Here is a 25,843-nt window from a genome sequence, read left to right as displayed (position 1 = left end):
CACCTACATTTCAAACCAATAATTTTGGTTGAGTTTACTGTACCAATAAAAACTATCTTTCTTCGTTCGTTTTAGTGTTTGATAATCGACGTGAACAAGACCAAAACGCATACTGTAGCCATAGGACCATTCATAATTGTCCAGCAATGACCAAATACAGTAACCTTTTAGATTCATTCCCGACGAAAGTACACGACTAATTTGCGTTAAGTGCTGCTTTAGGTAATGAATCCGTTTGTCATCACGAACACGACCATCGACCGGATCTTGATTATAAGTCGCGCCATTTTCTGTAATGTAGATTGGAACATCACCATATTTATTTTTAATATCCATTAGTACTTTATAAAAGCCATCTGGGTAAATAGTGAAACCAATGTCTGTTTTATCAAATAAGTTATCAAGATGTTCACAATCAAACGTTCCGTGATCCTCTTTATGTCTTGAAACTGTCCCATTATAATAATTGATTCCTAAAATATCGATTGGCTGAGAAATGATTTCCAAATCCCCTTCCTCGATGTTTACTTTTGCTCCTTTTTTAGCAAACCAATCTACTAATATTTGCGGGTAGCTCCCTTTAAACACAGGATCGCAGAACCATTCCATAAACCAAGCAGATATACGTGCACATGCCTCGATATCTTCCGGACGGTTACTAAACGGTTCATACCAGGTAACATTTGGTGCGAAGCCAATTTCTCCTGGAATACCTAATGCTTTAAAACGTTGAACAGCTCTGCCGTGGGCAAGTAATAGGTGGTGAGCTACATCTAGAGCAGTCTGCAGATTTGCTTCACCAGGTGCTTGTTCAGCAACGAAATATCCTAAAAACGCTACACACCATGGCTCATTAATCGTTAACCATGATTTGATTTTTCCAGAAAACTCACGGAACAATAATTCTGAGTACTCGACAAATGCCTCAATCGTTTGGCGATTCTTCCAACCGCCTTCATCTTGAAGTGTTTGTGGCAAATCCCAATGGTAGATGGTACAAAGTGGTTCAATTCCGTTTTCTATTAATTTATCTACGAATCGATGGTAATGGTCTAACCCTTTTTGATTGACTTCTCCCCTCCCCTTTGGGAAAATTCTTGGCCAAGCAATCGAAAAACGATAGGTGTTAACCCCTAATTCTTTTAATAACTCAATATCTTCATCCATACGATGATAACTGTCACAAGCGATATTGCCATTATCACCATTTCGGACTTTACCGGGAATTCGGCTATATGTATCCCAAATGGACATGCCCCTGCCATCTTCATTATAGGCACCCTCAATTTGATAGGAAGCAGTCGAAACGCCAAACCGGAAATCTTTCGGGAAAGTAATAATCGCCATAATTTTTAACTCCTTTTAATAAGTTATTTTTCAATGACGGTAGGAATGTCATGCTATCCAATGTGTGGAGACTAGCATCCCTATCCAGTAAACTATAAATCGATTCTTCTTGAAATCGTTTCATTTCCTTCAACAAGGTCTGTTTGTTCCCTATATGGTTGTGGAATAATCTTGTCTTTTTCTGTCTCAAGCCAGTCGCTCCAAGCCTTTTTATCCTTGTTTAGATTTAGCCCGGTTAATCGTTTTAGCTCTGTATGTGCCTGCATGCTAAGTAAGGAACGGACATCGTCAAGATAATTGATTAAGACTTGATAGCCTATTGTGCTCGCACACCTAGCCAAGGCCCGGCCGATGGCCAATTCAAGGATGGCTCTCCGTTCAAGGAAAAAGTCTGCTTGAAAGCCTTGATAACACTGCTGGTTATTGACTGATGAAATTCTTAGAAGCTGCTCAAGTACTGGAATGACCTTCACATCCGCTAATCTTTCCGCACCTATGCAGATGCTATGGATATAATAGAAAAGCCCCCACATCGTATCCTTAAAATCCTCTTCGGATGGGTTAAGTAAATCTGCCACACGCTGCCAAACAGCGATACTCCGTTTATCTTTTGTAAGTCCAAGGGAGTAAAGCAAATAACAAACATCAGGCATCGCCCCGTGGTCAGGCGGCATGGTCACATACAAAATATCAGCAGTCCGTTTCGGCAGCCTATCTCCCTTAAGAAGGCCCATTATTTCTGAGATTAACGTAGGGACACCTGTCTTTGACTCATACATCGCTAAAGCTTGGGCAATTCGTACCTTACGAATTCCTTCAGCATTAGCATACGCTTTTTCAAGAAACGGGATAATTTGTTTCCCCACAGTACAAATTTCAACGAACGGGATTCTTTGTTGATAGATTTCATTCATCCGCATGTTCGAGTATTCATAAAGGGGGTGGTTGACCTCAATCGATTCAATGAGCTTCACTAGTTGTTCATCCGAATAGTGAATTGATTCTATGTTTCTTGTCAAAATACTTTCAGGAATCAAACCTTCTTTCACGATTCTTTCCTGTAAAGCAGTGCAATCTATTTGTCTTGGATATTTGTTTTCCTTCACAGCCATCGCAGCAGCAAGACCGGCAATCCCACCGAGGTTTTCCAAATCCGATTGCATCCGAATAGCAGGTAAGGCATCATGGGTGGCGGATACCGCTTTACCAACCACCAACATTCCATCCAGCCCTTTTGGAAGAAGCATCCGGTAAGGAATTTCAATTTCAAGGTTTGGCGGAATTAACCCGGCATGTAACCAGTTTGCTTCGCTGATCCCTTTCATATCATGGTTACTAAAATGAATATTAATACAATCCGGCCAGCTACGTTGCAGCAATTGATCACTCATATTCATGACAACATCACCAATAATATGGCGGCTTTCCCGTGGAGCAACATAGATTCCGTGATCATGACAGCCATCCACGTCAACGCTCCATCTTCTTCTTCCTGCAAGAATTGCCCGTGTATAATCCTGAACATCCGAAACATTCACCATACTGGTGAAATTATTTTGCAATTTCCCTGGTGTTTTATATTGAGCAAGTGAATACCACATCACAACATGGTCACGAACAGAACCATAAACAAATTCCGCACCTGCAAATGCAGAAAGATCGCCGTCACCGGTCGCATCAATCACACAATCAGCCAAAACGGTGCACATTCCCCATTTTGTCGCAACTAGACTACCACAAACTCGAGTTCCCTTTGTGATGGCACCGAAGGTAATCGTATTGAATAGCAATTCGATTCCTAATTGGTCTGCAGTATCTAAAAGCGCAAACTTTTTTGCTTCAATATTCCATTTATGCCCCTTATACTTTATTCTTTTTTGGACATCATGTACTAATTTCGTAATCCGCTCTGCATATCCATGGCGTTTACCAAACCAATAGCTGTCAACACCACCGAAAGTCCCTGTTCCACCAAGACCAGGATTGAGGTCAACAAGGATTGTCTTCATTCCTTCTTGAGCTGAAACAATCGCTGCGGCACCACCGCTTGAGCCACCCCCTGCGACAAGTACCTCGACTGTCTTTGAAAGGAAAATCTCCTGTTCCGGAACAAAGGCATAATCAACCCTCCGCTCTATAGAATCTACTGGAATTCTCATCTCATATTCAGAGTCCAGTTTTGTAACAGATCCTTTTTGCTGACGTACCACCTGATTTTTTTTGGGTAAATCTCGGATGATTTCGGCAAACTGTTCAGCTAATGATGCGGCTTGGACAGGGTCGAGCCAATTCATATTGTTATACACATAAAGGTCTTTATAAAAACTCCAAACGTTTGGATGGTTAACTGCTAATCGCTCAAGCTGTAATGGTGAAGATGTTTTCTCATCTTCATCCCAATACGGCCCGTTTAATTCATATGAGCTGGCAGATAACATCGCTTTATTAAAAGATGGGACATGATGAAGTAAATATTCAGCAAGTGCAATTCCTACCTTTTGTGCCTTCACTTCACGAAGCCGATTCCCTTCTAGGTTGTTTTCAGCGGTTAAATACAATTGATATTCTACATAGAAATGGCCATTTTCATGATAACCAGGATTAAGGCGGACCTTATTACCCTTTATCGATAGTTCAACCGGAACCGACAGTTCTTCTTTGTTGATTTCTTGGACATCGGTAAACTCTAAAACCCGTTTATAGTAAGGTTTGTCACGGACTTTAGCAGAATTCAAAACATCTTCAGTTAAAAAAGTCGTGATGGCTGTTTCGGTTGCATCGACAATAGCATGGCAGCAAATAAGCTGCCTGCCAGATTTATTGGCAATCACTAAGCCGTTCCAGTCACCATCAACGTGAGTGATAGCGATTGGCAGCGATGCATAGAGTAATTGGACACCCGCAGCAAACAATTCTTCCTCCAATATGATTTTCAGCTGATCAACCTGAAAGACTATCGTTTGTGAATAACCTATCTGAACCGTTTTTCCACAGGTCTGCACACAAGCTTCTATTAACTCTGAAGTTGCTGATTGACTGGAGTCAATCCAAGGACGAAGGGGAGCTGTCAGTTCGCTGCCTAAAAACGTTCTGGATTCAATCACCATCACTTGCTTACCTTGCTTCGCAAATTGCAGCGCAGCTGCTAAACCAGCGAAGGTGCCGCCAATAATGACAACATCAACCTCTGCTAAAATCGGAATGTCCCCGGCAGGCAAAAGACTATTTTTCACAATTAATGCCTCCTTCAACTAATTCATCACTATTGTTCGTTTTCTAGTCCGTATTTTGCAACTGAAAGAGAAGCTAAATCGCCTACAGCTTCTTTTAGTCCTGACGGAACAACAGTGCATACCTTAAATGAATAGGGTAATGCTTCATTACGAAGTTCTTCCATGACGATTGGTTTTAACAAATCTTCTTGGCGTAAGTAAATGCTTCCGATAACAATCTTTTCAGGATTAAGGAAATCAACTAACAGCGCTAGGCCACGACCTAATTTCCGGCCGACAATCTGATAAATCTGATTGGCTAATAAATCTCCAGCTTGAGCAGCTTCAGCCACTGTTTTCGCTGTTATCCGCGCAATTTCTTCCTGAGAAGAACAAATAGCTGTTGTTTTTCCTTTCTCAAACCACTCATTTACTTTCATTTGTGCCAAGCGAGCAATTCCGCCACCGCTGCAAAAGCCTTCAAATGAGCCTGCCTTTCCATACCCGATAGGACCGTCCTGTTCTAAACGAACATGACCAACTTCACCTGCCATATCATTTGTTCCTGTATACAACCGTCCATCCAAAATGAAACCTGCACCCATTCCGGTACCAAACGTTAGAAAAACCATATTTCTCGTGCCCTTCCCTGCCCCCCATTTCCACTCAGCCAATGCGCAGGCATTGGCATCGTTTTGAATGGAAACAGGTACCTGGAAACGATCTCGCAGCGGAGTCAGGACATCAATGTGGTTCCAATTTGGCAAATTAGGCGGAGATAAGATAAGACCCCTTTTACTATCGAGGGGGCCTCCACAGCTTATACCTATGGCTGTTAAGACAAGCCCTTTTTGCTCTGCCATTAATTTTTCTAACTCGACCATCATTCGAGTGAGTGCTTCCTCAGGTCTGGATGGAGTAGAGAAAGTTTGTTTTGCAACAATTTGAATTTCGTTATCTTTTTCAATCCCTAAAACAACAGCACATTTTGTCCCGCCAATATCTAAACCTGCTAAAACGGGGTTCATGCAAAAAATGCCTCCTCTAGCATTACGCAAAGAGCGTGGTAAATTGGCAAATGTCTTTCCTGAATATCAGGTGTTGAAACAAAGGGAACACAAATCGTGATGTCAGCTAACTCTTTTAAGGCACCGCCACTTTTACCTGTGAATCCGATTGTTACTAATCCCAGTGCTTTGGCAACTTTAACAGCATGGTTAATATTATTCGACTGACCAGATGTACTAAATCCGACGAATACATCGCCCGCTTTTCCGTAACCGTACACTTGCTGCGCAAAAACCATATCTGGGGCAACGTCATTAGCAAAGGCAGTCATGAGTGCTGAATGGCTTACAAGAGAGATAGCAGGGAGCGCCCCCTGCAAATTCTCACCTAAGTAGTCATCGCCGCCAGCAGCTGCCTTTAATTTTTCTTTCATCTCTAACGGTAAAGGACGTTTTGACATAAATCCTTTCATTAATTCACCAACAACATGCTCACAGTCAGCTGCACTGCCGCCATTGCCAGCAAGAAGCAGTTTTCTGTCAGACTCATAGGCATGTTTCATCGCTTCAAAGGCTTCCATAATACTAGTTTGACACTCTACTAATTCAGGATACTTTTCAATAAGCTTTTCTAATCTAGCATTCATTCCTACACCCCCTATTAAGTCGTTAGTTAATTTTCTTTAAGATGATCAATCGCTTTGGGAAAGAAATCGGCACTGCCAAAGCTACCTGATTTCAGTACTAGCAGCATTGTCGGTGAATTTAAAACTAATACAGGATGGAAGACCTGGTTTCATTAAATCCCATTACTACTCATCCCATTCAATCAAATTCGTTTCCCTAATCGGCATGTCAGAATTTTTTTGAATACGGAAGGTTTTTATTTCCGATGGTTTAAAAGCAGCTTTGAATGAACGATTAAATTTTGGCAAAGTAATTTCAACTTCTGCTGCTACTTTATTCGTTTCATAGCAACGAATAATCAAATCTTCACTGTCTTCTGCCTTTTTGATGGTACTGACAAGAACATTATCTGCACTTACTTTCACATATGAATCTGTTTGTGGTAATAAGCCTTTATGGAAGGATTCAATAATTGAAATCGGTTTACAATTTAACTCTGCTGCTCTTTTTGGCGTTTCTGCATCTTCCCAGCTTCCTTCATGTGGAAGTAATGAGTATTCAAAGCGTTGAATTCCTTGGTCAATAAATGTATATTCCCCATCCTCGTCTGGAACAAGCGGATCATGATGGGCATAGATGGGGCTGCGCAATACCGTTAAAGACAACTCCTTATTGTGGATACTGTAGCTATATTTCGCATCATTCAACAGGCTTAGACCATACACACCTTCATGGTTTGGACGGACTCCCGTCACATCTACCCAGCTTTGGCCTGGCTCCTCTTCCCCATTATGCTCGCGCTCGATTGATCCATATGGAATTTCATACGTTTGTTTTCTAAAGATTGCATTGATAGGGAAAACAAGCTTCAGCATCTTGAACCTTTCCCGCCAATCAACAGTTACTTTCACATCAATTTGGTCTTTTTCTTGATACATTGTGAAGTCTTGAATCAAAATGGAGCGATCATATTCACTTTTCACACGAATCACAGATTTTACTGGACCATGCTCTGCAAGATATATCTTTGTCGCTTTAAATTCGCCAGCTATGTTATTAAAATGGAGGGTATCATGGCTCCACGTATCTGTTCTATCATGGATGACAACCGGTTTAGCCGCAGGACCTGAAAATACTTCATGAAGGACACGTTTATCGAATAAACTGTTAATCCAACCAGTCTTTGTATCGAATTCCATTCGATAGCGATCATTTTCCATCGAAAATTGACTTGCATTCATAGCTTCGCCAACCGGAGTAGTGCTGCTTAATTCTGTATAAAGCTTATAAACACGATATCCCATCGCCGGTAAATCTGCTAAAAAATTTAAACGGTAGCGTCCACCCGCGGTTGCTTGTGACTGTACAGTTTGAAATGGAACAGCATGACCTTGATCATCAACTAAAACAGATGTTGGTTTCAAGCCGCCAATTTCAATTTCTACATTTACTTTGATATGCCAGGCATGTGGGTTAAAGACGACGATTGGCTTCATTCTCTCATCTTGCTCAATATCAATTTTCCAAGAAATCGATTGCACTGCATTATTTAATGCCCGGTCAGCGATCGCAATTGCTTCACCATATAAATTCCTTGCATCTTCATAGGCAGATTCAATACTTGTCCCCGCTAAAATATCATGGAACTGGTTAAATAAGATATTTTTCCAAGCCCGCTTGAATTCGTCTGGATATGGCTGACCTGTTAACCAAAAAGCAAGGGCTGAATATTTTTCAGCTGTCATTACGATATTTTCTGCTTTACGATTGTATTGCTTTACACCGGAATGTGCCGCATAGCAGCCGCTGGCATGGTGTTGCAGATCGTCATGAACAACAGGTAAATCCTTCGTACTCTTCATTTTTTCAAAATATTCTTCAGGTGTTGAAATCTCCAGATTAGGAAGATCATCATCCTGATTTAACCTATAAATACTCTCAATGTTTTCCTTCGTTGGTCCGCCGCCATGGTTTCCCACTCCATAGAAAATCATTAGATCATTGACATTGCCTTTAAACTCACCCTTACTTCGCTGGACAATTCGATCTAGTTCTTTACCCCATGAATTATATTCCTGCATGATTCGAAACGCCATTACACGTGTGCCATCATCTGATTCCCACCAAAAGAGCCTGCTTGGAAGACCTTTTTCATTTGGTGCCGGCCTCATGAACACATAAGAGTCCATACCGCTTTTCTTCAAGATTTGTGGAAGCATGCCGTGATGACCAAAACTATCGACATTGTAGCCAACCTTTGCTGTTACACCAAATTTCTCTTGAAAATACCGCTGTCCGTAAAGACCTTGGCGGACAAACGATTCACCATTTGGGATATTGCAATCAGGCTGAATCCACCAGCCGCCAACAATCCTCCAGCGTCCTTCTTGAATCCGCTCTTTGATTTCAGCAAACATTTCTGGTTCATTTTCTTCTACCCATTCAAACATAGCTGCTGAACTACAGGTAAAAATGAAATCATCATATTCTTTCATTCGGTCCAAAGCTGAACGAAAAGTAGCTTTTGTTTCTTGGAACCCCTCTTGCCATTGCCAAAGCCAAACTGGATCTAAGTGAGCATTCCCAATCATATGGAAGGTTCTATCTTTCATTTCCTCAACCCCTGTCCTATTTTTGTTGTCTTACAGGTTGAATTGACTTGTTTGGTTATTACTTAATATAAATTGTGTGATTTTTTCAATTTGAACTTTTCCGCCATTTTAAGTGCTGCAGTTAACCCCAATCGTGACTGGAGTCGTATGAATAATCGCAATCTTCTTTTTCATATCCTTTTCCCCCAAACCATCATTATTTCATCATCAAACACAACTAACCACCATGGTATTGCCCAAGATGGTTAATTGAATTTTCATTTAAGAAAGCTGCAAAGATTCGTTAAAGGCTAAGGATTCTTGGGCAGCATATAACACTAGACCTACACACCAGGAATGCGAGAGCGTTAACATCATTCCCTTTGGCTGGAAGCAATTCGTATTATAAAATCGTTCTGTGACCATCCCTTTGTAGGCATTAAAATCACCATCTTTTCTTGCAACAAACTGCAAGAAACAGGCAATATGATCACGGGTTCGGTCTAAGTAATAGGGATCATCCGTGTACTTCCATAAACGAAGCATTTCTGGAACACAAAATAGTCCATAATTATGTAAATGCTGATTTGACGGTGATGCTTGATCAGCACCACGAGACCGAAAATCATATTGATGTAGCAAGGTATGTTCCGGAAAGTTTAGATTATATGTCCAGCGGAAGGTCATTAGCCAATCTGCAGCAGATTTAGCAAGCGCTAGCCATTTTTTATTTTTAGTATTTTCATAGAGCAGTACATAGGCAACAACAGCATTATAAGCATCCTCAGATGTTGGCGTTAAATGAACATCTTCAGGAGCACCGTATATATATTCATCTAACACGAAACGTTGATAATAATGACCAGCCTTTTGGGCTGCAACATGATACTCTTCTTTTTCAAAAAATTTACTTCCTTCTAGTAAGGCGGCAATCCATAAAATCCCGCCTGCTCCATCCCATTCTTCGACGTCTCCAGTTTCACAGTGATAATAGGAACCGAAATTGCCATCGTCACGTTGATGTGCAGCAGCAAAGTCTAAATTAGAAAGAACGGCTTTTTCCCAATCGGGATGAGCAAAGCCCGCTTGCTTTTCGAATGTAAGGGCGCGAACCAAAAACAAAGTGGCTTCAGAGATGGTTCTTGCTTGTAACCATGTATTCTTTGGATTCCAGCCTGTTCCCCAGCCTTTTCCAAGTACCCACGATGCCCAGAATGTCCCACTAGGAGCGAGGGCCGATGCAATATTATCGATAACATCAATAGCCGCATCTACATACTGTTGGATACCCTTTTTTCTGCCATAAGTAAGCAATGCGTAGGTATACGGTACACCGCTGACCCAGCCAACATGCATATGGGGGCGATCGCCCATTCCTTTTACATTGTTATTAAACTCGCGATCGAAGGCGGCCGTTTCGGATAGAATGCTATACTCTGGCATATAATGCCAACGATGTAACCCATGGGCCGTTAATTTTGCTGCTTCCTCAAGACCCACCCATGGATTTAAGAAATGCTCTTGTTGATGAAGCTTATACATTTCACGGACAAATGGATCATAAGAATGTAAATCAGCCGAACCAGTATAGATTTTTAATTGTAAGTGAACGGTTTCACCAGGTGTAAAGGTATATAAAGAAATATCCTTTGGCTCTGGTATCGCATGACCAACAAATGTAATTGGTTCCTCTTTATAAGGGAAATTCACCCAAATAGAAGTAGTCTCCTTATTCCCCCGAAACCCTAAACCAGTCAAACCAAGCTCAGACATTTCCTCTACACAAAGAGCACCACACATTTCATCGTTCCAAGCAAATACAGTTGGAAGGGCGGCACGGTCTGAACGAAAAGACCAATAATCCGAAACCATCTCTTCATGATTGCCACCACGGTAATCATATCTTGGATACTGTCTAGCGTTATGTTCAAAACGATTTTCTTTGTAAAAAGCACCAGGTATCATCCAGGTTGGCTTTCCACTCCCCCGTAAATCAGCATTAAACTGTAAACCATATTGTCCTGAAACTTCTTTGTTATAGCTGACTTGTAAATCAACTTGGATAAAACCGCAGCCATCGTCGACCTGTTTCCAGTCCGATTGAACAGAGAAATGCTCTCCCTTCCCTAGGAAACGGTAACCACCTTCTAAAAGATTGATTTCCTCAATTTTGATTTCCTCTATAGTCTTTTCCCCGTTATAAATTTCAAGTAGTGATGAAAAAGCTAAAAACGCTTGAGCGCTCTTTTGCTCTGAAGAATAGACTTGAATTTCACTTTGTTTATTCTTGCTATCATGGATATTAATATTCGTAGCCAATGAAATCACACCTTTAGTTTGTAAAATTCTATTAGGTTGTCTCTAAAAATTCTTTTGGCAAACTCTACTGCTTCGATTTCTGTTAACATCCCATCTTGAACTTTTTCTACTAATACATCCCCTACAATTTTCCGAGCTAGCTTTTGATGGGCATAAGTTCCTTCAACAAAATTGTAATCTCCGCCAAACCCAAAAATTTTATGTTGCGGCACCATTTCAATCATTTGGTGAAGGATTTGCTTAGCAATCGTTGGCGATATGATATATACCCAGGTGAAATCTGCATAGACATTCGGGTAGTTTTTCGCAATAGTTAAATATTCTTGGTGGTAAGGAATACCGCAATGCAGCAAAACAAAATTCGCATCAGGATAGGCTGCAATAAGTGGAACTAAATCGGTAACCTTTGAGTTTGTAATAAGATTTCCATTACCAGAAACACTAGTTTCATGATGTCCCGTATGAATCTGGATCGGTAAATCATGTTCGATTGAACATTGGATAATATGATGAATCAAATAGTCTTGTAAAGGTATTGATTCCTGTTGCGACAACTGTTCATCCAAGAACGATGAAACCAACCGATTAAAGCATTGTTCAGCCTCGTTAAATGTTGGCTTTGTTGAAGCAAGCGTTCTCCAGTAGGCATGGCCCAGTTTAGTGGCAACCATTCCTTCCCTAACAAATTTATCTAATAAGGCATCTACAGCATGAAGATAATCTTGGAATGTATGAACTTTTTTTCCAGAATGACTTTCAATAATCTGTACATCCTTAATTGTTCTCAATTTAAATGCGTAATCTAAAAACATCACTGGACGAAAAAGAGAAAAATCAACATTCGTTGTAAAAGCTAATGTAATCGCTAAATCAATTCCCGACTTTTCCTTTAACACTTTCATATACCATTTATCATCATTTGTTGCTGCTATTACTTTTTTATTTAAGGCTAAAATACCTTTAACGGTCCAATCGTCCATTCCATATAAATCTTCTAATGCTGTAATAAATGTCCGTGCATAGGTGGTATTCTTTGTTTTCTGAAAAAAAGATAAAAATTGCTCTGCTTTCTCTTCATCACTTAATTTCGATTCAGGGCTTAAAATCCCACGTTTCATCCCTGCTGTGATTAAGTCGGATTCTAAATAATGAAGAAGACCAAAAAAATCCACTTTATTTTTTTTTCGAATTTCCTTCGGATCGATGTGTTCATGTCCATCGATTATGCGAATTTTGTTAATTTCTTCATGGATATGACTCATCGTACTCCTCCCAATAATAAAGGATGACTTAAATGAATTCGTCCCACCAGCCACTCAAAATCGCCTATTTCAACGATACTGAATGGCAGGGATTTCCCTTTCACTTTTAAGTCATCCTCCTTCTAAAACTACCTGCTAATTAATCAACGTTAAGTTCAGGGAATGTGTTCTTAACTTCTTTTTTGAACTTTTCAATTACATTATTAATATCATCTTTATCTTTGATACCTTGTCCAGCAACTTTTCTCCACTTACTTAATACTTCTTCGCCATATTTGTCAGGCTTTAATCCAGGAATATCTTTTACAGTTTCGTAATATGGTTTTAGAATGTTTTGATCACCAAACATTGGAGATTTGAAGGTTTCTAAGTTGTCTTTATATACAGTTAAAAGTCCTGGCATATTTCCAGTTGCTTCCAGGTTATGCTGCTGCCATTCTTTTCCTGCAATGAACTCAATAAATTTATAAGCTAAATCTTTGTTTTCTGATTTTTCATAGATTGAACGGTAAGTACCACCCATGTAAAATCCTTTTGGAGTTGCAGCTACGCCAAACTTATCTTTCGCCTTATCATCTTTGTTATCAACCATGAAGCTTGCCCATGCAGGCATTGCGGTTAACACAACACTACCGTCGTTAATGGCATTTCCCCAACCTGCAGAGAAAAATTCTAGCTTAGCATCTACATCATTATTAAAGATTTCTTGTTGAACTTTATAATTTTCCTTCCAAGCAGGATCGATAGTTAATTTTCCATCCTTCACCCAAGGCTTAGTATTATAAGCTTCAATATTATAGATATCGCCAAAATGAGAAATTAAATGTACCTTGCCATTGCTTTCTTTATTTACCTTTTTACCTAATTCAATAATTTTGTCATAGGAATCGACCATTGCACTGATTTCATCCGGGTTATCTGTACCTAAATATTTTTTAGCATTTTCCTTGATATACCAGAAACCTCCTGGTGAAGAGTGGTCAGAAATCGCTCTTACATCACCTTTAGCATCTCGTCCTAATGCTTGGACATATGGTACGTAATCTTTAACAAGGTCTTCTGCTCCCATATCAGAAAGGTTCACAACATACTTAGAATTGATGAACTTATCAATATAACCCCTTTCTAAGTCAAATATATCGGGAACACCCTTACCTGACTGAAGTACATTTAATAGCTTTGTTTGATATTGATCACCAGGGAAGATTTTAACTTCCACTTTTGCATCCGGATATTTCTTCTCAAATTCTGCCGCCATATCTTTAACTTGTCCAAAGAACGTCCAAATCGTTAATTTACCTTCTACTTTTTGAGCAGTTTTATTATCACTTTTTTTATCTTTTGATGATGTTGATTTTTCACTGTTAGAACAGCCAGCAAATAATGACAGAATAAGAACAGCAGCAAATAGAATAGATAGCCATTTTTTCATTAGATGTACAGCTCCTTTTTTGGGTAAAATAATAGTCGATTTTTTTCTTTCTTGAACCTTTACTTTGTTCTTCAACATCACCCCCATCAAGTCTGATTCAGCAGGATTAACCCTTAAGTGCTCCTGCCGTTACACCACTGATAATCTTCTTAGAAACAATGGAGAAGAAGATTAAGATTGGGATAACAGATATCACAATTCCCACATACATAGCCCCAAAGTCCGTTGAGAACTGAGATTTAACCATGGCAATCATAACTGGTAACGGTTGCAATTCATTATCAAAAAGAATAATCATTGGTGTTAAGAAGTCATTCCACTTTCCAATAAACGAAAAGATTCCTAATGTTGCAAGTGATGGCATTAATAATGGCAAAACTAAACGATGAAATATTTTTAGTTCGCCGCAGCCATCGATTCTACCAGATTCGAGAATCTCTGTCGGGATACTGGAATCACACATTTGCTTCATAAAGAAGATCCCAAACGCGTTCGAAATCGATGGAAGAATGATAGGCCAATAGGTGTTTAGCATATTGAAGGTATCCATCAATTTAAAAAATCCGATAATCCCTAATTGTCCCGGAATCATCATTGTCCCTAAGACGGCCATGAATAGGATGTTTTTACCTTTGTAGTTATATTTCGAAAACCCATAACCAGCTAAAGCCGAAAAGTATAAACTTAATACAGTTGATGAAACGGTAATAAAGATGGTATTAGCAAAACCTCGCCAAATTGGTACTGTATCAATCAACCGCTTATAATTTTCCACAAATTCTCTACCAGGAACTAATAGTAACTTCCGTGCAATATCTGAATTCGCATGTGAGGAAGTGACCATCATACTATAAAAAGGAAGCAGACAAGTGAACGCGACTAAAATCAAGAAAAAATAGACAGCGAATTTAGCTAATGATTTTTTTACATTTATCGTCTTTTTTGTTTTGCCATTGTTACCCGCCAAACCAGTTTCTACAATACTATTATTAGCCTTCATAAGGATCCCCTTTCATTCCAAGCCGAAAGTCTCCTACTTTTCTAAAGTAAAAAGGTATTTTACTGTTCAACTTTATTCATTTTTGAAAACTTAATTGAGATTAATGAGAAGATTAAGATGATGACAAAAATTGCATAGGCAATCGCTGCACCGTAACTATAATCAAAGTTTTTGAAAGCTGTTTGATACAAATACATAACCATTGTCAGGGTCGAATTATCAGGACCATTTCCTAGCATTAATGGTGCGTCAAACAATTGCAAACCGCCGATTATCGAAGTAATAAAAGTAAATAGCAATACTGGCTTTAATAATGGCAGGGTAATTTTTATAGCAATATCCCAGCGTGAAGCCCCATCTACCTCAGCCGCTTCGTACAATTCATGCGGTATCGATTGAAGTCCAGCGATAAATACTAACATGTTGAACCCAAAGTATTGCCACATAATAACTCCAGCAACAATCAATCTTGCAAGCCAAGGGCTATTAAACCAGTTCACCGGGTCATCAATAAGCCCAATACCCATTAAAAGTTTATTGACACTCCCTGTTTGCCAATCAAACATTAAACTGAACAGCACCCCTAGTGTTACTGGCGTTACGATATTCGGAAAGTAGAATACTGCTCGAAAGAAATGCTTTCCTCGAATGAACTTTTCATTCAGGATCATCGCTAAAATCAGTGCAAGAATTAATTGCGGAACAATGGATAACACCCATATGATTAGCGTGTTCCCAATGGACTTAAGAAAGAAAGTATCTTGGAGCAATCTTGTATAGTTGGCCAAACCTACGAACACCGGGTCGGAAAACCCATCCCACTTCATAAAGCTTAAATAGAGGGAGTAGATAATAGGCGTCAATCCAAAGATAAGAAATGTAATGAAATAAGGAACCACAAAATAGAATCCAAATTGTGATTTATTAATAGAAGACTTTCTCATATTGTCACAGCCTTTTAATCTTTTTTGTACACCCTTTAACAAGTTGTTTTATCGAAAACAATCACTCGGAAATCTTTCTGCACGAGTCACGAATAATCAGTTTTGGTTTCAAAAGATGGCGTTCAGAAGGATAATCATCACCCTTTTCCATCCTTTTAAATAATTCAGTTGCTGCCATAATGCCCATTTCCATAAATGGTTGTTTCACAGTCGTTAAAGATGGATAAACCCAACTTGATAGAGTGATATCATCAAAACCTGTTATCGATAGATCAGTTGGAACATGATATCCTTGCTCCTGAACAGCTCTTAATGCCCCAATCGCTGTTTCATCATTTGAAGCTACCACTGCGGTAAAATCACCGACAGATAATAAATGATTCATGGCTTTATACCCTGATTCATTTGACCAATCTGTTGGTACAATCCAATTTGGATTCACAGCCTGCCCCAGCTGCTCCATCGTTTCCAGATAACCCGCTAAACGAGATTCCGTCGCTGCAGCATGATCCGGTCCAGAAATATATGCGATTTTTTTGTGCCCAATTCGACTAAGATAGCGAACAAGCTCTGAAATACCCAAATAATTATCAACGTCCACCGATACTATGTCCTCTACATTGGCTGAATCTCCAAACACCACGACTGGAAAACCAGCCTCGGCAATTTCCAATAAATCTTTGTGATTCCTTTTCCTGAAGCTAATCATAATGATTCCATCAACATGACCTTCATAATATAAATTTTGAAAATAGGATTCTGTATATTTACTTGAAGTCATACTGTAGAAAACACAATTAAAGCCTTTTTCTTTGGCAATTTCCTCAATTCCTCTGAAAATCGTCGGGTAAAACAAGTTCGTAATACTGTCAACGACAATACCAATCGTTTGTGTTTTACTAACAACCAATCTCCTTGCATTTTCATTTCGGTGGTAGTTCAATTCTTCAATCGCCTTTTTTAATGCCTCTTCTGTTTCCTTTTTGACGGGCTGACCATTTAAATAGCGGGAGACAGTACTTTTTGAGGTATTTGCTAATTTAGCCACATCTTTAATGGTTGGATTCATTTCGTTTACCTTCCCTCCCTAACGTTTCTTTCAGACTATTGATAGAAAATAGGAACGTTCCCAAAAAACTGAAAACCGAACAAGAAATCTTCAAGTAACTTTTGATCCCAATTCTCTCAGTATGATTTACCTGATAACTTTCCCCCTGTTATCTTGGGAAAAACAGTCCTTATTATGATGTGGAGTTCCCACTACATAAGACTTAGAAAACGGTTACATCAGAAATAAAAAATTTTTCTCGCAGAAAAAAGGAATCATACAATGGTAATTTCAATAGGAAAACAAGTAACCGATTGAACAGGATTTTTATTTTTGGGAACGTTCCCATTTTAAAGCCGGAAATATTTATCTATTTAAATTTTAATCCCCCGCCAAGTATTTGTCAAAGCAAATTTAAATTTTTTTAATAACATTTTGATGTCGTACTTTATAGCTATTTCTTATCACTTTGTTCATGCTTTGGCGAATGAAAGCTTGTAATCGAGCGATAGACATACCACATCCATATATAACTAATGGTACTTCCACAGAAAAATAGAAACAGAACTGGAACTTTCATTAACAGATAATAGATGGCATACGAGATTATAAAAATTCCCGCAGATTTTAGTGGTGAAGCCGCACTAAATAAAAAGCTATATTTTATATAATCAAAAAAACGATAATGATTGTGAACAAAAATTGGAAAAAAATAAATACATGTAGTGACATAAAAATAAGTAATCAATAGTGTTACTATTTTAAATATAGAACTGCCCATCGATTCACCAAAGGTAAAGAAATGGAGATCAATGTATAATAACCACCCAATCGCTACTAAAATCCAGCCAAGGCCATTAACTTTGATAAATTCCGTTTTATATGTTTTCCAAAACGTTTTAAAAACAGGCACATCCACTTCTCCCATAATCCATTTGCGAACAACAGAAAACATCGCTGCTGTGGAGGGGAAAATCCCAAAAGCCCCCAACCCTATAATAACGAAGATAATCCATAACAATTGGAGATAGGCAAATTGCATAACGAGCTCCGTAATCCGGTATATATAACCACTTACACCCTTAATATTCACTGATAATCATCCCTTTAGTGGACCTCACAATCGTGTAAACGATGGAATATCTCTTTTAATGAATCATAAGTTTCTGCAAAAATCTGATATAGTTTTTCATACTCTTCATGCAATACTTGATTTGGAAGATAAACCTTTTCGTATTGACGCAAACCCCAACATGCTGAAACTTCCTCAAGAGTGTTAAAATCGCCCGCTCCTACCGCTGCCAACATAGCTGCCCCGTATGCACCGCCACCACGATTTTTATTTCTAACAACTGGAACATTAAAAATATTGGCCGCCGTTGTAACCCATAAATCGTGTTGTGCCGCCCCTCCTGTTAACAGGATGTGCTCACACTTCTGTCCTATTGTCTTTTCAACAATTTTAAATGATTGATATAAGGAAAAGAGTACCCCTTCAACTACAGCCCGGGCCATTTCGGACTTTGTATGCTCGTTCGTAAAACCAATAAATGACCCCTTGGCTTTTTCATCCATGTGCGGTGAGCGCTCTCCGAATAAATATGGCAGAAAAAGTAGCCTTTTTGCTCCAGGGCTTGCCATACCTGCTAAGTCTAACAAGTCCCTTATTTCTAAATCGCTGCTAAAGATTGATTCTGTTAACCATTTAAAAGACATTCCCGCAGACAAGGTAGCACCCATTAATACCCATTTCCCTGGATATGCGTGAACAAATGAATGGAGTGTCCCGTTCTTTTCAATGGCAGGTAGGTCTGTACTAACAAAAAGCTGCCCGCTTGTTCCGATGGTGCACAACCAATCTTTTGAGTTAATAATCCCGTTTCCTAATGCCTGGGCTTGAGCATCACCACACCCACAAATAACCACTGTCCCTTCATTTAGTCCAAATGATTCTGCCGCATTCCTTGTAATGGAACCTGTAGAAGCTGTGGATAAATTAATTCCAGGAAGCTTGGAGCGGTCAATTGGAAAGATATTAACAATTTTTTCAGACCATTGCAATGTTTGTAAATCCATAAGCAAGGTTGCCGAGGCATCGGAATAATCTGTTTCAAACGTATCAGTCAGCTTCATTCGAAGAAAATCCTTCGGAAGTAAAAACTTATTCGTTTTTTCATAAAGATCTGGAAAGTGTTTTTTAAACCATATTATTTTCCCGAGCGTGAAACTAATATTTGGACGATTTCCAGTGATGGCGACCCATTCCTCGTTAGTTAACGCCGCATGCATCGCAGCTAACTCATCTTCATTTCTCCGATCAGACCAGATAATTGCATGGTGCAGTGCATTCCCATTTTTATCAACAGGAACAATTCCGTGCATTTGGCCCGTTACAGAGATAGCATTTATTTCTTTTAGAATCTGTGGATTTGCTTTTTTCACATCCGCTAATGCTTCAATCATAGCTGTCAGCCATTGATTAGTATTTTGTTCACTCCAGCCAGCCTGCGGCGTGTGAACCTCATATGACCTTGTTACACTATTTACAATCATACCACTTGAATTCACAATTACTACTTTAAGTGCTGATGTTCCTAGGTCAATTCCCAAGTAGTGTTTCATCATGTAAGGACACCGCTTTCGAGATTTTCAATTAAATTTGTTTCATAAATCGGTTCCACTAGCTTTTTTGGAATATATAATGTTTTGATTTCCATTGGTCCAAAGCAGAGTTCCAATGTTCTGCCCCAATTTTTTAATTCCACTTTTGCAACCGTTTCGGCGTTATTCGTTTCATATAGACGAATAATTAAGTCATCATGATTCTCAGCTTTCTTTAATGCAGAAAGAATGATGTTTGATTGATCAATTGAAATAAATGAATCTTCCTGTGGTAATGATCCTTGATGGTACGTTTCAACAATCAGTTGTGGTTTTTGATTTAATTCTAACGCATGCTTAACAGTCTCTGCATCTTCCCAACTATTTTCATGTGGTAACAATTGATACGTAAAAGTCTGGATTCCCTGGTCAATAACCGGATAATCTTCTTCCATGTCTGGAATAAATGGTGCATGGTGTGCATAGATTGGGCTTCTTAAAACCGTTAAGCTGATGGTATTCCCTTTCACATCGACACCATACTTCCCGTCATTAAGAATACTTAGTCCGTAAATATCTTCCCTTTCTTTGCCTATTGTCCCGGTTACATCGATCCAATTTTGCATTGGGTTTTCGTTTCCATCCGACTCACGCGAAGTATGCCCATATGGAATCTCATAGGTGTTATTCCGTTGATTAAAGCTTACAGGAAACTTGATTTTTAACGTTTGATAGCTTTCTTGCCAGTTTACTTTCACCTTAACTTCAATTTTATTCAAGTGCTTGTACATAGAAAAATCTTGAACAATCGTTGAAGATTGAAACTTTGAAGTTACCCGGATTACGCCTCTAACCGGTCCTTCTTCAAGCTTCTTAATTTGAACGGGCTTAAATTCGCCTGCAATCTCATCAAAGCGTAACGTCCCATGTCCCCACGTATCAGAAGAGTCGTTCATTACAACAGGAATTGCTGCACCATCCTTGAACACTTCAATTTGTCTCTCTTTATCAAATAAGCTGCTAATACCACCTGATTCTTTATCAATAACAAGCTTGAACCGATCGTTTTCCATTTCATAGTCTGTCACTTTTACCTCGTCAAACTCTTTTTTGGACTTGATGGCACGAAGTTTATACGTGCTATATCCTAATGGTGGAAGCTCGGCCAAAAATACGACTCTTTTTCGATTTGGAATTTTTGCTATCGAGTCAACGATTTGGTATGGGATCTCATTACCATTTACGTCTTCAATAATGAACTCTTCTGGCAGTATATAATTCACAAACAACCCATACTCTATTTCGGCATTCACCTTCACCGGCCATGAATGTGGATTAAAGATCACCATTGGCTTCATATCTTTTTCTTCTTCAATACCAATATTCCAACTCAGTGATTGCAAAGCATTATTCATATTTCGAGCAGCAATACTTATCGATTCTCCATATAAATCTCGGGCATCATCATATGCTGATTCAATACTTGTACCCGCTAAAATATCATGGAACTGGTTAAATAAAACTCCCTTCCACGCCTGGTTCATATCTGCCGGGTATGCTTGTCCGGTTGTCCAGTTCGCAATCGAGGAAAACTTCTCAGCCATTAACATAAGATTTTCAGAATATCGATTTAGCTTTTTCACTTCTGAATGTACTGAATAACAACCAACAGCATGGTGAAGTAGGTCATCATGAACAACTGGCAGCTGGTCCTTTAAATCTTCCACCTGTTCGAAAAAGTCATTCGGTGAACTAAAGGAAATATTTGTATCACCCATCAATCCATTTAACTTTTCAATCACCTCGATATTCTCCTTGGTAGGTCCACCCCCGTGATTACCAACACCATAAAAGCACATTAAGTTGTTATAAGAATGCTTAAGCTCGGCCTTGCAATGCATCATATGGTTTTCAAGATGGTCAAAGGTACAATATTCGAAGGGAATCCGAAAGGCCGTTACATGGGAACCATCCTTTGATTCCCACAAAAACAAGCGGCTTGGCAGCCCTTTTTCATCTGGACCAGGCCTCATAAATACATAGGAATCCATCCCTGATTTCTTTAATATTTGCGGGAGCATCCCGTTATGACCAAAACTATCAACATTGTAGCCAACCTTTGCTGTGACCCCAAATTTTTCTTTAAAATAATTTTGTCCAATCAACCCTTGGCGGACATATGATTCGCCACTTGGAATATTGCAATCAGGTTGAATCCACCAACCGCCACAAATAATCCATCTGCCTTCTTGAATTCTATCCTTAATTTCTTCAAACATTTTCGGTTCATTTTTTTCAATCCAATCATAATAAGCCGCAGAACTGGAGGTAAAAATAAAATTCTCATATTCTTTCAAGCGGTCGAGTGCCGAACGAAATGTCGCTTTCACTTCTTGAAAGCCTTCCTGCCAGCGCCAAAGCCAAACTGGGTCCAAATGAGCATTTCCGATCATAAACATATTTTTTATCAAGCCTAATTTCTTCATGATATCCCCTCGAAACCAAGTATTTATACAGTGTAGTGAACAACCCGCAGATTTTCATCGAGATATTCGATTACAGACTTTTTCGTCTCTAAATTAACGAATAGTGTACATTGTTTATCCTCTTTTTGCCAAGATAAGTGCACTTCAGTTTTAGAGGAATCTAACACTTTAAATTCCCCATCAAATGCAGGGTATTCATTTCTAAATCTGATTAGCTTCAATAGTCTTTGCACTACTACTTTTTGAAGTGAATCTTCAATTTCCTCCGATGTGAAGTTATGTCGGTTGATTTCACGAATTTCGCCGGTCTTTTCTACCGAATCATAATCATTTTCTCCTGCAAGCAAGCCTACATAATATACTTGAGGAACTCCAGGTGCAAAAAATTGTACAGCTCTTGCTGCTAAATAAGCATCATCATCTGCATTTAAAACAGAATAATATGTACCACCAATTTGGTGTACATCAAAACCATCCTCACCCTTGTGATCTTCACCAATGATTCGGCTAAGATTTGATCCTCTCTCAACACATATTTCCACTACTTTCCTAGCATCACTGACATTGAATAAACCCTCAACATCCGGCAATACAGGTATACCATCGTGACAATCAAGCATTGTAAATTGCTTACACGGACGAATTTTTAAATACTCGGTAATTCTTTCACTAGATTTATTGGTTAACATCTCTAAAATAGCGTAAGGCAAAATAAAATCATAAATCCAGAAACCACGCTCTGCTAACTTAAATTGTGTGGTATATTCTGCATGTACCTCAGGCAACAGCTCCATATTTAATGAATCTGCTAAACTCTTGATCCAATCAAGAAAATCATAGATTTCTGGCTCTACAAAAAAGCAACTTGTTCCAAGTTTTTTAATAACATAGCCAATTGCATCTAATCTTACAGTCTTTATATTATTCTTGCTAAAGTTTACAAAGAATTCTTTTAAAAGGTTCTTTGCCTTTTCAGACTTAACGTCCAAGTCAATTTGCTCAGATGGATCTTCACGTCCAAATGTTGTCCAAATATTTTCGTATTTACCAGTTGCCTCAATTTTAAATGTAGAATATGGTTTTGGACGTCTTAAGAATATATTCTCAAGATCTTCCTTTGCAGGTTTACCATCTTTCCAAATCTTATCTAAAGTGATAAATATATCTGCATACTCTGATTTACGGCCATTTTTTAAAAAGTCTTGGAAATACTCTGATTGTCGTGAAATATGATTGACCATTAAGTCTACTAACACATCAAAATTTTCCCCAATAGCCTTAATATCCTCCCATGTCCCAAAGCTTGGTTCGATTTCTAAATAATTTAGCGGTGCAAATCCCCTGTCACCAGATGAAGGAAAAGGGGGAAGAATATGGACACCACCTTTAAAAACATCTGAAAAGTGTTGTAAAAGTACATTACGAAGAGACTTTAAATCGCCTCCCAATGAATCAGGGTAGGTAATTAGCTGTACCTTGTTCTTTACTGGCATTCTTACACTTCCTCCTCTATAGTGTCTTCGTGCTTTCACGAATAACCAATTTGTATGGCACTAAATTTTCTACTTTTTCGACTGGCTTCTCCTTAATTTGATTAATGAGAAGTCTTGCTGCGGTTGCACCAATTTCTAGCGGATATTGTTTCACAGAAGATAACTTTGGTCTAAATACTGTCGCTAAATCAATATCATCAAACCCAAGGACCGAAATATCATCAGGAACCTTATAACCATTTTCGTTTAAATAATTTATTGCCCCCAAAGCCTGTTGGTCGGAACACGCAAATATTGCAGTAGGCGTTACGCTACCCATCATAATTTGAGCCGCTGCGGAGTAGCCATCCTCTATTGTATGATATCTTCTGGTCTGCCAATTTGGATTGATAGGTAACTCTGCTTCTGTTAACGCTTTAATATATCCTTGTAACCGATGATCACCAGTTGCCATATCTGATTCTGGCCCTGCCATAATCGCTATATTTTTATGTCTTCGTTCAATAAGATATTTAGTAGCTTCATAAGATGCTTGAATATTATCAATAGTTACATATGGGTATTTTGTTTGCTGCTCTAATTTTTGTCCTAGAAAGACCGTGGGAACCTTTGCATTTTTAAAAAAGTTGTTATATTCCTCTTTAAACTCTGTGACAGAAAATATTATTCCATCAAGCTGTCTTTCCTTAAAAATATTTAGATATTCTAATTCCCTGTTTGTATCGTTGTATGATGTACTTAGGAGAATATTATATCCGTGTTGTTGAGATATTTCTTCGATGCCTTCTATTAATTTTGAAAAAAAGTTATTTGAAATTCTTGGTATTAGGACTCCTATTAGTTGAGTCTTCTTTTCCACTAGGCCTTTAGCCACCATATTTGGTCTATAACCCGTTTCTTCTACAAGTGCAAGAACTCTTTCTTTAAGTTCATCCCTTACAAACTTACTATTATTTAATACCCTAGATACTGTCGAAACAGAAACCCCAGATTTTTTTGCTATTTCTTTAATTGAAACTTTTATAAGGGTCAACTCCTTTTCTAAACACAGGAAAACGTTTTCCTCATTTTGTAATTTTGTTTAGGAAAACGTTTTCCTAATATGGCCAGTTTATTATTTTTTTTAAGTCGTGTCAACAAGGGGCCTTTTACTTTTTAAAAAGATTAAAAAAACGTTCTGGGCTTGGAGTTTTCCTCTAAAAGGAAAACCACTTAATAAAAACGCAAGCACTCGTATTAGCCGATATGGTCTGGAACTAGACATTCTCAAAGTCAAAAATTTATGCTTTCTATTCTCTGGACAAAAAAAGAGACTACCTTTAACGGATAGTCTCTTCTTCGTTTTTACTCCTAGATACGATGACTAGGCTTACGGTAATAATCGTAAAAGCAATAAATGCTAATAAAGGGATCGTGATAAAGCCGAGCCAGTTTATGTAATCCTTTGAGCACGGCACCCCTGAAGTACACATTTCAAACTGCTGTATGTAGGGGATTTTTTGTAATAAAGTGTGATAGCCGGATATCAGCATACCTATGATTGATAATGGGAGCACATAGGAATAGATTCCTTTATCATTCCGATAGACAGCTATTCCAAGTATTATGACTAACGGATACATGAAAATCCGCTGGTACCAGCAAAGTGTACAGGGAATAAAATGTTTAACTTCACTGAAATATAAGCTGCCAAGTGTTGCTAAGATGGCAGCAATCCAGGAGAGCAGCAAAGGTTTATTCATTCTTTTTCTCCTTTGCCGCCTCTTCTACCATTTTTATTAAGTGATCGATTTTTGTACCTGTGAACATCTTGCCATTAACAAACATCGTCGGTGTACCCGTAACCCCTAGTTTTTCAGCATAATCCATATCCTTTTGCCAGGCATCATCTGACTTCTTAGCTTGAAAGTTTTGAACAACCTTTGCGGCATCTTTATCACTAGCCACTTCTTTTAACGTATCAATCAAGAAACTTTCCGTAAAAACATCCTTTTTTTCTTCTGCCGAATCCTCTGGCTGCTTATCAAAAAGGCGATCATGGAATTTCCAAAACGTTTCATTTCCAAGCTCCTGATAAACTGATTCAGCAAACTTAGCAGAACGGATGGAATCAATATTTATAAAGGAATCATTCATGAAATAAAACTTAGCCTTTCCAGTATCAACTAGCTCTTGTTGAATAATTGGCACGATATTTTCGGCAAAATGTTTGCAGTTTGGGCATTTATAATCACCAAACTCAATAATCGAAACTGGTGCGGACTCGTCACCAAGAAACGGCTGATTACTATAATCAATCGTTTCCTCCGTTTTTTGCTTTTCTTCCGGTTTTGTATGATTGCCTAAAAAAATAAAGCCTAATACGAAAACGGCAATAATCCCAATCATCCAAAAAACAAACTTGGATGAGGATTGCGGCTGTTTTTTTGTTTTTTTATTGTTTTTTGCCATAATTTAACTCCTTTTATGATTGT

The 25,843-nt window shown here is 38.6% G+C and carries 18 protein-coding genes; all 18 read right to left on the bottom strand.

Annotation, left to right across the window (positions count from 1 at the left end; translation table 11 throughout):
* Positions 1 to 3: 3 nt before the first annotated feature.
* Positions 4 to 1,347, bottom strand: coding sequence for a GH1 family beta-glucosidase (locus AA980_RS09500; protein ID WP_024029544.1), 1,344 nt, complete (start codon positions 1,345 to 1,347; stop codon positions 4 to 6).
* A 92-nt stretch (positions 1,348 to 1,439) separates the two neighbouring features.
* Positions 1,440 to 4,580 (bottom strand): FAD-dependent oxidoreductase, encoded by a 3,141-nt coding sequence (locus AA980_RS09495; protein ID WP_024029545.1) that lies wholly within the window; start codon positions 4,578 to 4,580, stop codon positions 1,440 to 1,442.
* A gap of 29 nt (positions 4,581 to 4,609) precedes the next feature.
* Positions 4,610 to 5,587, bottom strand: a complete 978-nt coding sequence (locus AA980_RS09490) for an ROK family protein (protein ID WP_024029546.1) — start codon at positions 5,585 to 5,587, stop codon at positions 4,610 to 4,612.
* Complete coding sequence (locus tag AA980_RS09485) at positions 5,584 to 6,213, bottom strand: D-sedoheptulose-7-phosphate isomerase (RefSeq protein ID WP_024029547.1); 630 nt, start codon at positions 6,211 to 6,213, stop codon at positions 5,584 to 5,586. The genes AA980_RS09490 and AA980_RS09485 overlap by 4 nt, the downstream gene beginning before the upstream one ends.
* Positions 6,214 to 6,378: 165 nt before the next feature.
* Positions 6,379 to 8,805, bottom strand: a complete 2,427-nt coding sequence (locus AA980_RS09480) for an alpha-mannosidase (protein WP_024029548.1) — start codon at positions 8,803 to 8,805, stop codon at positions 6,379 to 6,381.
* A 261-nt stretch (positions 8,806 to 9,066) separates the two neighbouring features.
* Positions 9,067 to 11,103, bottom strand: coding sequence for a hypothetical protein (locus AA980_RS09475; protein WP_024029549.1), 2,037 nt, complete (start codon positions 11,101 to 11,103; stop codon positions 9,067 to 9,069).
* Positions 11,104 to 11,108: 5 nt separating this feature from the next.
* Positions 11,109 to 12,365, bottom strand: coding sequence for an amidohydrolase family protein (locus AA980_RS09470; RefSeq protein ID WP_024029550.1), 1,257 nt, complete (start codon positions 12,363 to 12,365; stop codon positions 11,109 to 11,111).
* 139 nt (positions 12,366 to 12,504) lie between these two features.
* Positions 12,505 to 13,875, bottom strand: a complete 1,371-nt coding sequence (locus tag AA980_RS09465; protein WP_024029551.1) for an ABC transporter substrate-binding protein — start codon at positions 13,873 to 13,875, stop codon at positions 12,505 to 12,507.
* 28 nt (positions 13,876 to 13,903) lie between these two features.
* The gene (locus AA980_RS09460) at positions 13,904 to 14,797 is read right to left on the bottom strand and encodes a carbohydrate ABC transporter permease (RefSeq protein WP_024029552.1); all 894 of its coding nucleotides are present in this window, start codon (positions 14,795 to 14,797) and stop codon (positions 13,904 to 13,906) included.
* 59 nt (positions 14,798 to 14,856) lie between these two features.
* A complete protein-coding gene (locus AA980_RS09455) occupies positions 14,857 to 15,741 on the bottom strand; it encodes a carbohydrate ABC transporter permease (protein ID WP_024029553.1) in 885 nt (294 codons plus the stop codon).
* A gap of 61 nt (positions 15,742 to 15,802) precedes the next feature.
* Complete coding sequence (locus AA980_RS09450; RefSeq protein WP_024029554.1) at positions 15,803 to 16,810, bottom strand: LacI family DNA-binding transcriptional regulator; 1,008 nt, start codon at positions 16,808 to 16,810, stop codon at positions 15,803 to 15,805.
* Between the two features lie 433 nt (positions 16,811 to 17,243).
* The gene (locus tag AA980_RS09445; protein ID WP_024029555.1) at positions 17,244 to 17,882 is read right to left on the bottom strand and encodes a YesL family protein; all 639 of its coding nucleotides are present in this window, start codon (positions 17,880 to 17,882) and stop codon (positions 17,244 to 17,246) included.
* A gap of 14 nt (positions 17,883 to 17,896) precedes the next feature.
* Positions 17,897 to 19,414, bottom strand: coding sequence for a xylulokinase (gene xylB, locus AA980_RS09440; RefSeq protein WP_051427129.1), 1,518 nt, complete (start codon positions 19,412 to 19,414; stop codon positions 17,897 to 17,899).
* On the bottom strand, positions 19,411 to 21,876 hold the full coding sequence (locus tag AA980_RS09435) for an alpha-mannosidase (protein WP_024029557.1): 2,466 nt from the start codon (positions 21,874 to 21,876) through the stop codon (positions 19,411 to 19,413). The genes xylB and AA980_RS09435 overlap by 4 nt, the downstream gene beginning before the upstream one ends.
* A gap of 23 nt (positions 21,877 to 21,899) precedes the next feature.
* Complete coding sequence (gene gtfA / locus AA980_RS09430) at positions 21,900 to 23,369, bottom strand: sucrose phosphorylase (RefSeq protein WP_024029558.1); 1,470 nt, start codon at positions 23,367 to 23,369, stop codon at positions 21,900 to 21,902.
* A gap of 16 nt (positions 23,370 to 23,385) precedes the next feature.
* A complete protein-coding gene (locus AA980_RS09425; protein ID WP_024029559.1) occupies positions 23,386 to 24,402 on the bottom strand; it encodes a LacI family DNA-binding transcriptional regulator in 1,017 nt (338 codons plus the stop codon).
* A gap of 286 nt (positions 24,403 to 24,688) precedes the next feature.
* Entirely contained in the window at positions 24,689 to 25,111 is a 423-nt protein-coding gene (locus tag AA980_RS09420; RefSeq protein ID WP_024029560.1) for a disulfide oxidoreductase, read from the bottom strand.
* On the bottom strand, positions 25,104 to 25,820 hold the full coding sequence (locus AA980_RS09415) for a DsbA family protein (protein WP_024029561.1): 717 nt from the start codon (positions 25,818 to 25,820) through the stop codon (positions 25,104 to 25,106). Before AA980_RS09415 ends, AA980_RS09420 begins: the two co-directional genes overlap by 8 nt.
* Positions 25,821 to 25,843: the final 23 nt, after the last annotated feature.

Origin of the sequence: Neobacillus vireti (assembly GCF_001026695.1) — a bacterium.
GTDB lineage: Bacteria > Bacillota > Bacilli > Bacillales > Cytobacillaceae > Neobacillus > Neobacillus vireti.
The sequence above is the reverse complement of the archived record's forward strand: the minus strand, read 5'-3'. Positions and strand labels throughout refer to the sequence as shown.

Bases quoted from the DNA above. Each gene is read 5' to 3' on its own strand.
- AA980_RS09415 (WP_024029561.1), bottom strand. From the start codon at position 25,820: ATGGCAAAAAACAATAAAAAAACAAAAAAACAGCCGCAATCCTCATCC.
- gtfA (WP_024029558.1), bottom strand. From the start codon at position 23,369: ATGCCAGTAAAGAACAAGGTACAGCTAATTACCTACCCTGATTCATTG.
- AA980_RS09485 (WP_024029547.1), bottom strand. From the start codon at position 6,213: ATGAATGCTAGATTAGAAAAGCTTATTGAAAAGTATCCTGAATTAGTA.
- AA980_RS09460 (WP_024029552.1), bottom strand. From the start codon at position 14,797: ATGAAGGCTAATAATAGTATTGTAGAAACTGGTTTGGCGGGTAACAAT.
- AA980_RS09420 (WP_024029560.1), bottom strand. From the start codon at position 25,111: ATGAATAAACCTTTGCTGCTCTCCTGGATTGCTGCCATCTTAGCAACA.
- AA980_RS09435 (WP_024029557.1), bottom strand. From the start codon at position 21,876: ATGAAGAAATTAGGCTTGATAAAAAATATGTTTATGATCGGAAATGCT.
- AA980_RS09465 (WP_024029551.1), bottom strand. From the start codon at position 13,875: ATGTTGAAGAACAAAGTAAAGGTTCAAGAAAGAAAAAAATCGACTATT.
- AA980_RS09490 (WP_024029546.1), bottom strand. From the start codon at position 5,587: ATGAACCCCGTTTTAGCAGGTTTAGATATTGGCGGGACAAAATGTGCT.
- AA980_RS09455 (WP_024029553.1), bottom strand. From the start codon at position 15,741: ATGAGAAAGTCTTCTATTAATAAATCACAATTTGGATTCTATTTTGTG.
- AA980_RS09500 (WP_024029544.1), bottom strand. From the start codon at position 1,347: ATGGCGATTATTACTTTCCCGAAAGATTTCCGGTTTGGCGTTTCGACT.
- xylB (WP_051427129.1), bottom strand. From the start codon at position 19,414: ATGATGAAACACTACTTGGGAATTGACCTAGGAACATCAGCACTTAAA.
- AA980_RS09470 (WP_024029550.1), bottom strand. From the start codon at position 12,365: ATGAGTCATATCCATGAAGAAATTAACAAAATTCGCATAATCGATGGA.
- AA980_RS09450 (WP_024029554.1), bottom strand. From the start codon at position 16,810: ATGAATCCAACCATTAAAGATGTGGCTAAATTAGCAAATACCTCAAAA.
- AA980_RS09480 (WP_024029548.1), bottom strand. From the start codon at position 8,805: ATGAAAGATAGAACCTTCCATATGATTGGGAATGCTCACTTAGATCCA.